We start from the raw sequence: 15,048 nt of genomic DNA on the forward strand, positions 1-15,048 counted from the left end.
CCGGCGACCCTCGGCGTCACTGAGTTCCCAAGCCCGGCCCGGGGTTAGCCCTCGGCAAGCCGCTGGAGGAATTCGTTCGGCACACCCCGGCTGTCCGTCTGTCGACATGCCGTTCCACCGCAGTCCCGCTGGCACTCTCAGCCTGCCCGACGCATCCACCCGCCGATGGCCGTCGCGATAAGCGGAGCTCGCACCACATGAGACCAACGAAGACCTATCACGTCCGGGCCCAGTTGTCGGCCGACTACGAGGTCGTCCGCACCGACAATATTCTTGACCTGGCCAGCGAAGAACTGGTCAACCAGGGGCGGCAGCCCGGGAACCACGCACAACGTCGATTTATTGTGCTGGACCAAGCAGTTGACGCCATCTACGGAAAAAGCATACGCGCCTATTTCGACCACCACCGGGTCGAGTGCCGGTTTCTGGTGCTGCCCGGGGGCGAACACCGCAAGGTGATGGATTCGGTGGTGGCGGTCGCCACCGCGCTCGACAGCTTCGGCATCGACCGCCGTCGCGAGCCGGTCATCTCCATCGGTGGTGGGGTCCTGCTGGACCTGGTCGGCGTGGCCACCGCCCTCTACCGACGGGGCGTACCGCACCTGCGGGTGCCGACCACCCTGATCGGTCTCGTGGACGCGTCCATCGGTGTCAAGACCGGGATCAACCACGGCGACCACAAGAACCGTCTCGGCACCTTCCAGCCGCCCACAGCGGTGCTGCTGGACCGTCGGTTCCTCGCCTCACTGCCGGAGCGACACCTCCGCAACGGCGTGGCCGAAATGATCAAGCTGGCGATCGTCCGCGACGAGCGGCTGTTCGAACTGCTCGAAGAGGACGGCGACCGATTGGTCGAGGAGAGGTTCCAGGGCCGGTCACCGGCCGGCGAACGGGTCGCCTCGGAGGTGCTGCACCGTTCGGTGGAGGGGATGCTCGCCGAACTGGAGCCGAACCTGTGGGAACGCCACCTCGACCGCCTCGTCGACTTCGGCCATTCGGTCGGACCGACCATCGAGATGCTCGCCGGCGGGGACCTGCTGCACGGCGAGTCCGTGGCGATCGACATGGCGATGTTCACCACCGTCGCGGCACGCCGCGGACTGCTCCACGACAAGGACGCCCGCCGCATCCTCGAGTTGCTGCACCGGTTCGCGCTGCCCGTCGACCACGCCCTGCTCGACGACGACGTGGTGCGACGGGCGATGGCGGACACGGTCCGACACCGCGACGGCCGTCAACGGCTGCCCGTACCGGTGGGCATCGGTAGGGCTGTGGTGCTCAACGACGTGACGCAGGACGAGCTTCGGTCCGCGTTGCGGCACAACCGGGCGGAGGGCGTCCGTTGATGATCGTCGCCGACACGTCGGCGCCCGCGGAGGTCCACGGCGTGCACGGCGCCGATGGCACCTCCTGGTGGAAGTGTTTCGTCCGGGGCGCCGAGCTGGCCGGGGCCTGGGAGGCGGTCGAGTGGGCGCGCCTGCCACCGGGTGGCCTCAGCGGTGAGCACCTGCACACCCGCACGGAAGAGGTCTACATCCTGCTCGCCGGCACCGGCGAGATCATCCTCGACGGCCGCCCGACAGCCGTCCGGGCCGGCGACGTCGTGCTCACCGGCATCGGCACCCGACACGGGCTGCTCAACACCGGCCCGGATCGGCTCAGTTGGCTGGTGGTCGAGCTGCTGGGGCCGGACACCGCAGCCGTGTTCGGGCGCGGACCGGCCGGTCGCGTGCCCGCCGCACCCTCGGGAAGGAACGCGACAATGCCCGCTGCCCAGGTCCTCCACCTTCAGGAGCCCGGCGAGATCGACCCGACCGGCGTCCTCACCGGCCCACTGAAGCGGATCGCACGCCAGCGGCTGGCCGCGCACCAGCAGGACACGGTACGGGCGGCGGGCCGCGAGTTCACGCTCTTCGTGGTCGCCGGCTCCGGCGCGATCACGTCCGGCCAGGCGTCGGCGGCGCTCGGACCGGAGGTGTCCGTGACGCTGCCGCTGGGTAGCGCCGCGACGCTGACCGCCGGAGCGGACGGCCTGGACCTGTTCGTCCTGGAGTTGCTGGTCCCGGACGGGGCCCCGGCGTGATCGTCTCCAACGGGCCCGCGCCCGCCCGACGCGCCGACGGCAGCGGGCCGGAGCGTCACCTCCGCTGCCTGGCCCGCCGCGGGATGCTGCACAGCGAGTGCCAGGCGGTCGACCACCTCCGGCTGGCGACCGGTGACCACCTCGACCTGACCGAGGCCGCCGGCCACGAGACCGCCTGGGTGATCTGTCGGGGGCGGGCGCGGGTGAGCGGGGCGTCGGGCGACCTCGCCGCCGGCGACGTGGTCCTGGTGCCGGACGGCGCACGGCCGCGCCTGACCGTCGTCAGCGGTCCACTGGAGGTGCTGCGGGTCGCCGTGCTCGCCGGCGAGACGGCCCGTCTCTTGCCGCCGAGGAGGCCGGTCGCATGATCGGCACGCACCGACCCAGCACCCGACCGGCGCCGGCGACCTGGCCGGACGGCACGATGAGCGCGATCGCGCTGGTGGGCCCGCACGCCGTCGCGGAGATCACCCTTCCGATCCCCGCCCCGGCGGCCGGGACGGTCCTCATCCGCCCGCGCCACGTCGGGCTCTGCGGAACGGATCTCGAGCTGTTCCACGGTGACTCCGGCTACCTGCGCTCCGGGCGTGCCCACCATCCGCACACCTTCGGCCACGAGTGGTGGGGGGAGGTCGTCGCGGTCGCCGACGATGTCCGCGACCTCGATCCGGGCGACCCCGTCATCGGGCAGACCATGATTCCCTGCGGCGGTTGCGGCAGTTGCCGGCGCGGGCATCGTCAGCAGTGCCGCCGGATGACCGAGGTCGGCCTGTACGGGCAGCAGGGCGCCAGCGCCGACTTCATCCGGCTGCCCGCGCACACCGTGCACCGGCTCCCGCCCCGGCTGGCCGAACCCTGGGCGGTGCTGGTCGAACCAGCGGTCACAGTGGTGGAAGCCCTGCGGCGGGCCGGTGCCCGGGCGACCGACCGGGTGGCCGTCCTCGGCACCGGCACCATCGGACTCCTCGCGGTCCAGCTGGCCCTGCGGGTGACCGCCTCGGTGACGGCGCTGGGGGTGCAGCAGTCCGGCCTCGCCGCCGCGGCACGCTACGGCGCGGTGACGCACCTGGTCGACGACGCGCCCGACACCGGCTTCTCCCTGGTGATCGAAGCCTCCGGCGCCGCGGAGGCGTTCCCCCTCGCGCTCGACCTCACCGAGCGCGGTGGGCGGGTCGCGGTCATCGGCGTCGCGTACGACACGGCGACCGTCACCCCGGGTGACCTGGCGCTGCGCGGGCTCTCCGTGCTCGGCATCCAGCACGGCATCGACCACTACCCGGACGTGATCGGGCTGTTCGACGACGGGGCGTTCGACGGCGCGGGGCTGCTCGCGCCCCCGGTGCCGCGCGACCGGGCGGCGGACGCCTTCGCGCTGCTCGCCGCCGACCGGGGCGGTCGTCCCAAGGTTGTCCTCGACCTCGCCCGACAGCGGGAGGCGACGGCGTGAACGTGCTGACGCGCACCGGCGGCGACACACGTCTGGACGGGCGGCACGGGTCCGTGGAGGTCACCGACCTGGCGCCCGGGCAGGCGCTGCCCGCCGGCGCTGCGGACACCGAAACCGGCGTGTTCCTGCTGTCCGGGACGCTGTCCGACCTCGACCCGGGCGCCGCGCTGTTCCTGCCCGTTGGTGAGCCGGGCGACCTCGTGGCGGGGCCGGAGGGCGCACGTGTGCTGCTCGTCCGGGCCCGGGGCGCCCAGCGGCCACCGGCGGTGGCGCGGCGACCGCCGGAGGTCGACCACGTCTCGTCGGCGGTGCTCGCCGCCGGCGGCGGCTTCACCGACATGCGGGTGCGGTGGCTCGTCTGTCGCGCCGACGCCGGCAGCACCCGCCTGGTCGTGGCGACGTCGACGTTCGCCCCCGACGGCCACCACGAACTGCACCGGCACCCGAACGCCGAGGAGTTCTTCATGGTGCTCGACGGCGGCGGCGAGCACCTCACCGAGACCGGCGCGATCCGGCTCGGCCCGGGTGACGTCGTGCTGGTCGCGGCCGGTGAGTGGCACGGCTACCGGACCGACCCCGAGGTCACCACGACAACTGTCTACGGCTATCTCGGGGCGGCGAGCCTCGACGAGGCGGGATACGAGGTGCGCGCGTGAACAACCCGGCAGCGATCGTGACCGGCGCCAGTTCCGGGATCGGCAGGGCGACGGCGCTGTGTCTGGCCGAACGGGGTTTCGACGTCGGCGTCGGATACCGCAGCGGGCGGGCGGCCGCCGAGGACGTCGCGGCGACGATCCGCGCGACCGGGCGACGGGCGGTCCCCTTCGGGCTCGACCACAGTGATCCCGCCGCGGCGGCGGCTGCCGTGCGGAGGGCCGCCGACGAGTTGGGCGGGCTCGACGGGTTCGTCAACAACGCCGCTGTCAACCGGCGGTCGGGTTTCCTGGAGGAGACCGTCGACGAGTGGAACGAGCTGCTGACCGTCGACCTCACCGGACCGTTCGCCTGCGCGCAGGCCGCCGCTCGGGTGCTCGTGGCGCAGGGTCGGGGCGGGCGGATCGTCAACGTCAGCTCGGTGCACGACTCGGTTCCCATCCGCGGCGGTTCGGCGTACTGCGCCGCCAAGGGCGGGCTCCTGATGCTGACCCGCGTGATGGCGCTGGAGCTGGCCGAGCACGGCATCAGCGTCACCGCCGTCAGCCCCGGCGAGACGGCGACACCGATGAACGGCGTACCCGACGACGTGGACGCCGCCGAGATCAGCCGTCCCGCCATCCCGGCGGGTCGGCCGGGGCGCGCCCGGGAGGTCGCGTCGCTGGTGGCGTACCTGCTCCAGCCGGACGCGGGCTACGTGACCGGAACGACGATCACCGTCGACGGCGGACTGACCCTGATGAGCGCCATCCCCAACCAGGAGTACGCACATGGCAGCTGACGAACGTCACCCGATCGGCATCCCGGGCGCCCGTGCGGTGCACCACGTCGCCTATACCGTGCCCGACCTCGCGCAGGCCGTTGAGTTCTTCGTCGAGGTCATCGGCGCCGAGCTGATCTACCAGCTCGACCGGGTGGCCGACCCGGACGGCGACTGGATGACGCGCAAGCTCGGCGTGCACCCGGCCGCCGTGGCCCGGATCGCGATGCTGCGGCTCGGACCGGTCACCAACCTGGAGCTGTTCGAGTACGACTCCCCCGACCAACGGCGCGCGCTGCCGAGCAACAGCGACTGGGGTGGGCACCACCTGGCGATCCACGTCGACGACGTCGACCGCGCGGTGGCCTACCTCCGACAACACCCCGGGGTACGCGTCCTCGGCGAGCCGGAGACCATCGAGGACGGCCCGATCGCCGGGGACCGGTGGGTCTACTTCACCACGCCCTGGGGCATGCACCTGGAGCTGATCAACCTGCCGGCCGGGGCGCCCTTCGAGCAGCAGACCGACGCCCGTCCCTACCGGCCGGAGCAGCAGTGGACCAATCGGTGAGCCGAGCCGCCGCTCGGTCCCTGGTCGGCGACATCGCGCTGCTGGTCCGGCTGGGCCGGCCGAAGTTCCTCCTGGAAAGCGTGCTGATGGTGACCTGCGGCGTGGCCGTGACGGTCTACCTGGGTCACCCGTTCCTGATCGGTCCGTGGCTGGCCGCCCAGGCGTTCGTCACCACCACGCACCTGATGACGCAGTACTGCAACGAGTACTTCGACCTGGAGGCGGACAGCGCGCACACCGGGCCCACCGCGTGGACCGGAGGCAGTCAGGTGCTCGCCCAGGGCCTGCTGCCCGCGTCCGCCAGTCTGTCCGCCGCGTTCGTGCTGCTGTTCCTGTCCGTCGTCCAGATCGCGCTCATGCCCACGGTGGCCGCTCGGCTCCTGTGCGTGCTCATCGTGACGCTGGCGTGGTTCTACACGGCGCCGCCGATCCGGTTGAACTACCGAGCGCTCGGCGAGGTGACGACCGGGGCGGTGCTGATCCTGCTCTGCCCCGCCCTGGCGTGTCTGCTCCAGATCGGCACGCTGCCCCCACTGCTGTTCGCCGTCACCATTCCCCTGTTCCTGGTCATGACGGCACGGATGATCGTGATGAACTACTGCGACCGGGACTCGGACCGGTCGGTCGGCAAGCTGACCCTGCCGAACACGCTCGGCCCGCGGCGGGCCGCGTGGCTGTTCACCGCGTTGCAGGCGACCGCGTACGCCGTCCTGGTCGCGGTCACGGCGACCGGGACGTTGCCCCTCGCGGTGGGCGTAGCGCTGCTGGCGACAGTGCCGTGGGCCGTCATGCTCTGCCGACGGTTGCTCCTCGCGCCCCCGGCGGCCGGTGACGCGGTGCGCGGCAACCAGCTCGCGCGCGCCGCGACGGTGCACGCCGCCGCCACCGGCTACCTGGCGCCGGCCGCTCTGCTCGCCGCCGCCGTGGCCCGGCACGGGCTGACCGACGCGGTGCTCGGGGCCGGCGGGCCGTTGCTGGTCTACACCGTGTTGTTCGCTGCCCAGTGGTTCGGCGAGCGCCGCGCCGCGTCTCCCCAACCGATCACGGAGGTGTCCCGCGCGTGAACTCGTCGGTCCTGGCAGCGCTGCCCCCGGTCATGGATCCCCGCCAGCACGCTGACGCGCTGGTGCCCACGATCGCCTTCGGCGTGGTGGGCGTCTGCACGTTCGCGGTCTACATCATGATGCTGCGCCGGCAGCTCATCGAGAAGGTGCCGGCGATCCCCGTGCTGGCGTTGTGCGCCAACATCTCCTGGGAGATCACCTACGCCTTCATCTACCCGATCTACCCGCAGATGCGGGTCACCCTCTACTTCTGGATTCCCCTCAACCTGGTGATCCTCTTCCTGGCCGTCCGCTACGGACGACGCGACTTCCCGTCGCTGTCCCGCCGCGCCTACGGGTGGCTGATCGCCGGATGGGCGCTGTTCGCCCTGACGTTCATGCCGCTGGCCACCCGCGAGTTCGACGACAGGCTGGGTGTCTACACGACGGTGTTCGTGGTCGTGTTCATGGACGCCGCGTTCGTCGTCATGCTCTGGAACCGTCGGTCCACGATCGGTCAGACGATGTACATCGCCATCCTCAAGATGGTGGTCGACGTCTCCGGCGCGGTGGGCCTGATCGTCTGGTTCCCGGACCGGTGGTTGCTGCACCAGATGATCGCCGCCGAGGTGGTCCTCGACGCTCTCTACATCGTGCTGCTGTATCAGCGTTTCCGAGCGGAAGGCGTGTCGCCGTGGCGCAAGATCTGACCAACCGAGAGCACACCCGCTGGCGGGTCCGCACGATCGCGTCGCTGACCGCCGCGGCCGCGATCCTGACCGGGTGCACCGGGCCGGGCGGATCGGGCGGCGGCGACAGCGCCACCCCACGCGCCGGCGGCACCCTCACCTTCGCCACCGACGCCGACCCCGGCTGCCTGGACCCGCACCAGTCGCCGGCGGCGGCGGCCCTGCTCACCGGCCGCGGCGTGGTCGACTCCCTGGTGGCACAGGACCCCCGCAGCGGCGACATCGTCCCCTGGCTCGCCGAGTCCTGGACCGCCGACGACCGGGCGACGACGTACACGTTCACGCTCCGCACGGACGCCACCTTCAGCGACGGGTCGCCGGTCGACGCGGCGGCGGTCAAGGCGAACTTCGACCGCATCGTCGCCCCCGCCACCAAGTCCCTGCTGGCCGCGGGACTCCTCGCCGGCTACACGGGTGCGACGGTGACCGGCGAGCGCACGCTCGAGGTGCGGTTCAGCCAGCCGAACGCCGGCTTCCTCCAGGCCGCGAGCACCGCGTTCCTCGGCATCCAGGCACCCGGCTCGTTCGCCGCCGGGCCACCCGCCACCTGCCGCAAGGTTGTGGGCAGCGGTCCATTCACCGTCTCGGAGTACGTCCCCCAGCAGCGCGTGACGCTGGCCCGCCGGGACGGCTACCGGTGGGCGCCACGCACGGCCGCCCACCAGGGCGACGCGTTCCTGGAGAAGGTCACCCTCTCGATCGCGCCGGACAACGGCGTCCGCAGCGGCAGCCTGCGCAGCGGCCAGGTCGACGCGGTCGGCAACGTGACCCCGCGGGACGCGGTGAGCCTGGAGAAGGCCGGGTTCGACGTGCACCGGCGGGAGCAGGCCGGCATCGCGTACAGCCTCTTCGTGAACAGCGCCAAGGAGCCCTGGACCGACGCGCGGCTGCGCCGGGCGGTCGCGTCGGCCGTCGACAGCGCCGAGATCGTCAAGACGCTCTACCTGGACCAGTACTCCCGGGCCGGCAGCGTGCTCACGCCGACCACGCCGGGTTACCGGGCGAGCGAGCCGACCACGTCGGCCGCCGAGGCGGGCGCGCTGTTGGACGCCGCGGGTTGGACGGCCGGGCCGGACGGCATCCGCAGCAAGGACGGTCAGCGGCTGTCGCTGCGCTGGACGTACGTGTCGCCCGCCCGGGAACAACGCGACCTGCTGGCGCAGCTGGTGCAGCAGCAACTCCGCAGGGTCGGGGTGGAGGTGCGGCTCGATCCGGCGCCGATCGGCGACGTCATCCGCCGGCAGACCACCGGTGACTGGCAGCTCAACGACATCAGCTTCCTGCGTGCCGACGCCGACGTGTTGCGCACGGCCCTGCAGTCGTCGGCCGGCGGTCGGCCACCGATCGTTCCCGATCCCGTCCTCGCCGCCGCGCTGGCCGACGGCGCCGGCACCCTCAAGCCGGACGCCCGCCGGGCGAGCTACGAGCGTGCCCAGCAACGGATCGCCGAGGAGGCGCTGGCCATCCCCATCTACAACCCGACGTACCTGATGGGGACGAGCGACCGCGTGCGGGCGGCGACCTTCGACGCCCAGGGGCTCCCCCAGTTCTACGACACCTGGCTGGACCGCTGAGTGAGCTGGACCCGCAGCGGCGGCCGGTCGGGCATCCGCGGCACGATGGTACGGCGGAGGCTGCTCTCCGCCGTGACCGTGCTGATCGGCGTGGTGACCGTCGCCTTCGCCGTGGTCCACCTGATGCCGGGCGACCCGGTCCAGACCATGCTGGGCACCGGCGGCGCCTTCGTCGATCCGGCCCAGGAGGCGGCGCTCCGCCACGAGCTCCGCCTGGACCGCTCGCTGCCCGAGCAGTACTTCGCGTTCCTCGCGTCGGCCGCCCGTGGTGACTTCGGCACCTCCTTCCAGACGGGTGAGCCCGTCACCCGCCTGATCGCCGAGGCCGCGCCGGCGAGCCTGTCCCTGGCCGGGTCGGCCCTGCTGCTCGGCGCGCTGATCGGCACGACCATCGCCGTCCTCTCGCGACTGACGCGGTCACGCATCCTGGAGTCGGTCCTGTCGGTGCTGCCGGTGCTGGCGATGTCGCTGCCGGCGTACTGGGTCGCGGCGCTGCTGTTGCAGTTCTTCTCGTTCCGGCTCGGCCTGGTTCCGGCCCTGGGCGACACCGGCATCCGCGGGCTCATCCTGCCCGCGTTGACGATGTCCCTCCCGACGGCCGGAGTGGTCGCGCAGGTGCTCGCCTCCGGGCTGCGCGCGGCGGAACGCGAGTCGTACGTGCTGATGGTGCGCGCCAAGGGCGCCACCCGGTCCACCGTCGTGTTGCGACACATGCTCCGCAACAGCGCGCTGCCGGCCGTCACCCTCACCGGAACGACGGTGGGCAGCCTGCTGGGCGCCGCCGTCGTCGTCGAGACGATCTTCGGGCGGCCCGGTCTGGGTCGACTCATCATCACCTCGCTCAACGCCCACGACTATCCGGTGATCCAGGGCGTGGCGGCTGTCCTCGGCGCCACCATGATCGTGATCAGCCTGCTGGTCGACCTCCTGTTCACGTACCTCGATCCGCGTGTGGTGTCGACGGCGGTCTGGCGATGACGCTGCTCGCGGCGCTCCAGCGCCGGGCCGGCCGGCCCGGCCGGCGCGTGCCCCCGGTCGGGGTGACCGCGGCGGCGCTGGTCCTGCTCGCCGGGCTGACCTGCGTCGTCGTCCCCGACCTCCTGGCCCCGCACCCACCCGACGCGGTGGCGCCCGCGGCGGCGCTGCTGCCGCCCGGGTGGGGTCACCCGCTCGGCACCGACGAGCTGGGCCGCGACCTGCTCAGTCGCGTCATCCACGGCGCCCGGCTCTCGCTGCTGGTCGGGGCGGCGGCGACGCTGCTCGCCCTGCTGGGCGGCGGTGCCATCGGCCTGGTCGCCGGCCTCTTCGGCGGCGTCGTCGACTCCTTCCTGATGCGGGTGGTCGACGTCATGCTCTCCTTTCCGGCGCTGCTGCTGGCCCTCGGCGCGATCTCGGTGCTGGGCAGCTCCCCGACCCGGCTCGCGATCGCCGTGGGAGTCTCCAACGTGGCCACGTTCGCCCGGCTGATCCGGGGTGACGTGCTACGGGTGCGCGGGCTGGCGTACGTGACGGCGGCCACCGTCAACGGGGTACGGCCGGCCGGGCTGCTCCTGCGGTACGTGGTGCCGAACGTCTCCGGCCCCGCGCTCTCCCTGGCGGTGTTGGGGTTCGGCGTCGCCATGCTGGAGTCGTCGTCGTTGAGTTTCCTGGGATTCGGGCCGCAGCCTCCGGAGGCCGACTGGGGGATGTTGGCCGCGGCCGGCCGCGCCAACCTCGCGGACGGCTGGTGGTTGAGCACCTTTCCCGGGGTCGCCGTGGCCCTCACCGTCCTCGCTGCCACTATCATCGGGAGGGCGGTCCAGGACCGACGGGGGGTGCAGTGAGTTCGGAGCCCCTGCTGCGGATCCGCGGCCTCACCGTGTCCTACCCGGGCGTCGAGCGGGAGATCCTGACCGGCGTCGACCTCGACGCGCCCGCCGGCGCGACGGTGGCCGTCCTCGGCCCCTCCGGTGCGGGCAAGAGCACCCTCGTGGTGGCGATCTCCGGCCTCCTACCGGACGGCGCGCGGGTCGGCGGCGAGATCTGGTTCGACGGCGTCGCCCTGCACCGACTCGACGACGGCGCGCGACGCCGGTTGCGTGGCCGGCACATCGCCACCATCCCGCAGGACCCGGCGGTCGCCCTCGATCCGGTCCTGCCCATCGGCGTCCAGGTCGCCGAGGCGCTGCTCATCCACCGCATGGCCGGTCGCGCCGAGGCCGCCCGTCGGGCGGTGCACCTGCTGCGGTCCGCCGGGCTGCCGGACCCGGAGGCGGTGGCGGTCCGTTACCCGCACAACCTGTCCGGCGGGATGCGCCAGCGTGCCCTGGTCGCCTGCGCGCTCGCCGCCGAGCCCCGACTCGTCCTGGCCGACGAACCGACGAGCGCCGTCGACGCGGTCTCCCAGGCCGGGGTGCTCGACGACCTGGCCAGCGTCACCACCGGCACCGGGCGCACCCTGATCCTGGTCACCCACGACATCGGTCTGGCCATCGAGCGCGCGGACTGGGGCGTCGTGCTCGACCGGGGCCGTACGGTCGAGGCCGGCCCGATCCAGCGCCTGGCCTCCGCGCCGCGGCACCCGGTCACCCGGGCGCTGGTCGCCGCCGCGCCGCACTCGCGGACCGCCCGACTACGACCGCGCGCCGCCCCGGCCTCGCCGGGCGCCGGCGCGCGTGACCAGGCCGAAGCCAGGCCGTTGCTGCGGCTGGAGCAGGTCAACGTTGTCTACCGCCCCACCGATCGGCGGACCGAGCCGGTGCGGGCCGTCATCGACGTCGACGCGCACGTCCGACGCGGCGAGACCCTGGGCGTGGTGGGCGAGTCCGGCGCCGGCAAGTCGACGTTGGCGGCTCTCGCCCTGCGACTCGTCCCGCCGACCACGGGCCGGGTGCTCTTCGACGGCACCGACCTCGCCGGCCTGCGCGGTTCCGCCCTGCGCGCCTTCCGACGCCGGGCACAACTCGTGTTCCAGGACGCGTACGCGGCGTTGAACCCGCAGATGACGGCCGCCACCGCGATCGCCGAGCCGCTGCGGGCGCTGCGCCTGGCCAACCGGACGGAGCGCCGGATCCGGGTGCGCGAGGCCGCCGACCTCGTCGGCCTGCCGACGTCCACCCTGGACCGGCGGCCGCGCGAGCTGTCCGGCGGGGAGTGCCAGCGGGTCGTCCTGGCCCGCGCCCTGGTGCTCCGTCCCGACCTGCTGATCTGCGACGAACCGGCCTCGGCGCTCGACGCCGCCATGCAGGCCCAGGTGCTGCAACTGCTTGTCGACGTGCAGGCCGAACTCGACCTCGGCTACCTGTTCATCTCCCACGACCTGGCCGCTGTCCGGCAGGTCGCCGACCGGGTCCTGGTTCTCCGGCACGGCCAGGTCGTCGAACAGGGGGTGGCCGCCGACGTGCTCGAACGCCCGGCACATCCCTACACCACCGCGCTGGTCATGGCCACCCCCGGGTGCCGGCCCGCGCCGGAGCTCCCCGTGCACCACGTTCCAACAGGAGGTACGTAACCCATGTCCGTCAACCCCCGCGCCGCCTCGGCCGTCGACGTCGAGCAGTACGGCCCGTACCTGCCGAAGAACCGGGCCGGCGAACTGCTCAAGCGCAGCGACCCGGCATTTCGCGCGCGGATCACCGCTGACGGCTCCAGCGGTCACCCGGCCGAGCCCGGGCGGTACCACCTCTACGTGGCGGCGCCCTGCCCGTTCTCCCAGCGCTCCACCATCGTCCTGCACCTCAAGGGTCTGCGCGACGTGGTGACGGTCTCGGTCGCCGACCCGCTGCGCGACGGGCGCGGGTGGGCGTTCCGCGAGGGGACCGGCCACGGGCTGGACGAGGTGAACGGCTTCGCGTTCCTGTCCGAGGCATACGCGGCGACCGACCCCGAGTACGACAGCCACGTCTCGGTCCCGGCGCTCTGGGACCGGCAGACCGGCCGGATCGTCTGCAACGACTACCGGGTCCTCAGCACCGACCTCGCCACGGCGTTCGACAAGTACGCGACGAACGACATCGACCTCTACCCGGAGGACCTGCGCGCCGAGATCGACGAGCTGAACGATTTCCTCTTCACCAGGGTGCACGACGGGCCGTACCGGTGCGGCTTCGCGCGTGGTCAGGAAGCGTACGAGCGGGAGGTCCGGGACCTGTTCGAGGCACTGGACCAGCTCGAGGAGCGGCTGGGCGACAGGCACTACCTCTTCGGTGACCGGCTCACCGAATCCGACATCCGCCTCTACGTCACGCTGGCGCGCTTCGACACCGTCTACGTCACGCACTTCAAGGCGAACCTGCGGCGGATCGCCGACTATCCGCGACTGCGCGGCTACTTCCGCGATCTCTACCAGCTGCCGGCGTTCCGCGAGACCACCGACTTCGACCAGATCAAGACCCACTACTACCGGACGCACCCGTGGCTCAACCCCACCGGCATCGTCCCGGCCGGACCCACGCTCGAGGACCTGCTGGGCGACTGAGCGCGACCGGCCGCGGGGCGGGCCCCATCAGCGAATTCGATCCGAACAAGCCCGAGTGGATGATCCGTTGTTACGGTCGGCACCGCCGTCGGCGCGATGGCGCGGACGGCCGAAACGCTGAGGGGGCCTTCTCTGAACGCGCGATCGACAGGTTCTCTGTACGCGATCAGCGACCTGCACGTGTCCTATGCCGACAACCGCGCCCTGGTCGACCGACTGGAACCGGAGTCGGCCGACGACTGGCTCCTCGTCGGTGGCGACGTCGCCGACCTGTTCGGTGACGTCGAGCGCACCCTGCGGCAGCTGCGCGGCCGCTTCGCCACCGTGGTCTGGGCGCCGGGAAACCACGAGCTGTGGACCCATCCCAGTGACCCCGTGCAACTGCGCGGCGCGGAGCGCTACGAGGCGCTGGTCCAGATGTGCCGGGACAACGGTGTGCTCACCCCTGAGGACCCGTACCCGGTGTGGACCGGCCCGGACGGTCCGGTGGTGGTGGCGCCGCTGTTCCTGCTCTACGACTACACGTTCCGCGCCCCGGGCACGCACACGAAGGAGGAGTCGCTGCGCAAGGCGTACGACTCCGGTGTGGTCTGCACCGACGAGATGCTGCTGCACCCCGACCCGTACCCGGACCGCGAGTCGTGGTGCTGGGACCGGATCGCCGCGACCGAGGCGAAGCTCGACGCCGTCGACCCGGCGCTGCCCACCGTCCTGCTCAGCCACTGGCCGTTGGACCGCCGCCCGACCGACGTGCTGTGGTACCCGGAGTTCGCGCAGTGGTGCGGCACCGAGCGCACCGCCGGCTGGCACCTGCGCTTCCGGGCCACCGCTGCGGTCTACGGTCACCTGCACATCCCCCGCACCACCCACTACGACGGGGTGCGGTTCGAGGAGGTGTCCCTCGGCTATCCCCGCGAGTGGGGCCGTCGTGGCGGCCCACCGCTACAGCCCCGTCGCATCCTGGCCGGGTCGTCGTGATCGCGCACCTGCTGCCCCGTACGGTCGTGGCGGTCGAGACCTTCACCGACCGCCCCGGCGAGGCGGTCTTCCCCGGTGAGGCGGATCTGATCGCGAACGCCGTGGACGGGCGGCGTCGGGAGTTCATCACCGCGCGCCGGTGCGCCCGGGAGGCCCTGCTTCAGCTCGGCCGCCCGCCGGCCCCGATCCGCCCGGGTCCGCGCCGGGAGCCGCTGTGGCCGCCGGGCGTCGTGGGCAGCATCACGCACTGCGCCGGCTACCGGGCCGCCGCCGTCGGGCTGGCGACGGACATCGCCGCGTTGGGCATCGACGCCGAGCCGCACGGTCCCCTGCCGGACGGCGTCCTGGACTCGGTGACCGCCGCCGGCGACGCCGACCTGCTGACCGACCTCGCCCGGCACGATCCCACGACGCACTGGGACCGGCTGCTGTTCAGCGCGAAGGAGTCGATCTACAAGGCGTGGTACCCGCTCACCCGCCGCTGGCTCGGGTTCGAGGACGCGAGCCTGACGATCGACAGGGCCACCGCGACGTTCACCGGGCGGCTGCACGTGCCCGGCGACCGGCACGACGGTGGCCCGGACCTGCGCGAGCTGCGCGGCCGCTATGTCGTCACCGGTGGCCTGGTGCTGACGGCGGTGACGGTGCCGGACTGACCCGGCACCGGGCCGGCCGCGCACCGAGGTCCGCAGCGGGTGCCGGCCCCGACAGCGACGCCGGGGTCACCCCGGCA

Annotated in this window: 16 protein-coding genes; all 16 read left to right on the forward strand. The window is 72.5% G+C overall.

The features are described 5' to 3' along the window. Window positions 1-197: 197 nt before the first annotated feature. Window positions 198-1,346, forward strand: a complete 1,149-nt coding sequence (locus tag O7634_RS28810) for a sedoheptulose 7-phosphate cyclase (protein ID WP_278153274.1) — start codon at window positions 198-200, stop codon at window positions 1,344-1,346. Beyond that, window positions 1,346-2,083 (forward strand): cupin domain-containing protein, encoded by a 738-nt coding sequence (locus O7634_RS28815; RefSeq protein WP_278153275.1) that lies wholly within the window; start codon window positions 1,346-1,348, stop codon window positions 2,081-2,083. Before O7634_RS28810 ends, O7634_RS28815 begins: the two co-directional genes overlap by 1 nt. Beyond that, complete coding sequence (locus O7634_RS28820) at window positions 2,080-2,451, forward strand: hypothetical protein (RefSeq protein ID WP_278153276.1); 372 nt, start codon at window positions 2,080-2,082, stop codon at window positions 2,449-2,451. Before O7634_RS28815 ends, O7634_RS28820 begins: the two co-directional genes overlap by 4 nt. Then, window positions 2,448-3,530 (forward strand): alcohol dehydrogenase catalytic domain-containing protein, encoded by a 1,083-nt coding sequence (locus O7634_RS28825; RefSeq protein ID WP_278153277.1) that lies wholly within the window; start codon window positions 2,448-2,450, stop codon window positions 3,528-3,530. Before O7634_RS28820 ends, O7634_RS28825 begins: the two co-directional genes overlap by 4 nt. Next, window positions 3,527-4,186, forward strand: coding sequence for a cupin domain-containing protein (locus O7634_RS28830; protein WP_278153278.1), 660 nt, complete (start codon window positions 3,527-3,529; stop codon window positions 4,184-4,186). Before O7634_RS28825 ends, O7634_RS28830 begins: the two co-directional genes overlap by 4 nt. Continuing rightward, window positions 4,183-4,965 carry an SDR family oxidoreductase gene (locus tag O7634_RS28835; RefSeq protein ID WP_278153279.1) on the forward strand — a complete coding sequence of 261 codons (783 nt, stop codon included), beginning with the start codon at window positions 4,183-4,185 and terminating at the stop codon, window positions 4,963-4,965. The genes O7634_RS28830 and O7634_RS28835 overlap by 4 nt, the downstream gene beginning before the upstream one ends. Beyond that, window positions 4,955-5,515 carry a VOC family protein gene (locus O7634_RS28840; protein ID WP_278153280.1) on the forward strand — a complete coding sequence of 187 codons (561 nt, stop codon included), beginning with the start codon at window positions 4,955-4,957 and terminating at the stop codon, window positions 5,513-5,515. The genes O7634_RS28835 and O7634_RS28840 overlap by 11 nt, the downstream gene beginning before the upstream one ends. Then, on the forward strand, window positions 5,512-6,579 hold the full coding sequence (locus O7634_RS28845; RefSeq protein WP_278153281.1) for a prenyltransferase: 1,068 nt from the start codon (window positions 5,512-5,514) through the stop codon (window positions 6,577-6,579). The genes O7634_RS28840 and O7634_RS28845 overlap by 4 nt, the downstream gene beginning before the upstream one ends. Continuing rightward, window positions 6,576-7,268: a hypothetical protein gene (locus O7634_RS28850; protein ID WP_278153282.1), complete on the forward strand. Its 693-nt coding sequence runs from the start codon at window positions 6,576-6,578 to the stop codon at window positions 7,266-7,268. Before O7634_RS28845 ends, O7634_RS28850 begins: the two co-directional genes overlap by 4 nt. Next, window positions 7,253-8,881: an ABC transporter substrate-binding protein gene (locus tag O7634_RS28855; RefSeq protein ID WP_278153283.1), complete on the forward strand. Its 1,629-nt coding sequence runs from the start codon at window positions 7,253-7,255 to the stop codon at window positions 8,879-8,881. Before O7634_RS28850 ends, O7634_RS28855 begins: the two co-directional genes overlap by 16 nt. Beyond that, window positions 8,882-9,859: an ABC transporter permease gene (locus O7634_RS28860; protein ID WP_278153284.1), complete on the forward strand. Its 978-nt coding sequence runs from the start codon at window positions 8,882-8,884 to the stop codon at window positions 9,857-9,859. Beyond that, window positions 9,856-10,704: an ABC transporter permease gene (locus tag O7634_RS28865; RefSeq protein WP_278153285.1), complete on the forward strand. Its 849-nt coding sequence runs from the start codon at window positions 9,856-9,858 to the stop codon at window positions 10,702-10,704. Before O7634_RS28860 ends, O7634_RS28865 begins: the two co-directional genes overlap by 4 nt. Continuing rightward, window positions 10,701-12,371 (forward strand): ABC transporter ATP-binding protein, encoded by a 1,671-nt coding sequence (locus O7634_RS28870; protein WP_278153286.1) that lies wholly within the window; start codon window positions 10,701-10,703, stop codon window positions 12,369-12,371. Before O7634_RS28865 ends, O7634_RS28870 begins: the two co-directional genes overlap by 4 nt. A 3-nt stretch (window positions 12,372-12,374) precedes the next feature. Next, on the forward strand, window positions 12,375-13,337 hold the full coding sequence (locus O7634_RS28875; RefSeq protein WP_278153287.1) for a glutathione S-transferase C-terminal domain-containing protein: 963 nt from the start codon (window positions 12,375-12,377) through the stop codon (window positions 13,335-13,337). A 96-nt stretch (window positions 13,338-13,433) separates the two neighbouring features. Next, window positions 13,434-14,315, forward strand: coding sequence for a metallophosphoesterase (locus O7634_RS28880; protein WP_278153288.1), 882 nt, complete (start codon window positions 13,434-13,436; stop codon window positions 14,313-14,315). Then, window positions 14,312-14,971 (forward strand): 4'-phosphopantetheinyl transferase superfamily protein, encoded by a 660-nt coding sequence (locus tag O7634_RS28885; protein ID WP_278153289.1) that lies wholly within the window; start codon window positions 14,312-14,314, stop codon window positions 14,969-14,971. The genes O7634_RS28880 and O7634_RS28885 overlap by 4 nt, the downstream gene beginning before the upstream one ends. Window positions 14,972-15,048: the final 77 nt, after the last annotated feature.

Source organism: Micromonospora sp. WMMD1120, from assembly GCF_029626235.1.
Classification (GTDB): domain Bacteria; phylum Actinomycetota; class Actinomycetes; order Mycobacteriales; family Micromonosporaceae; genus Micromonospora.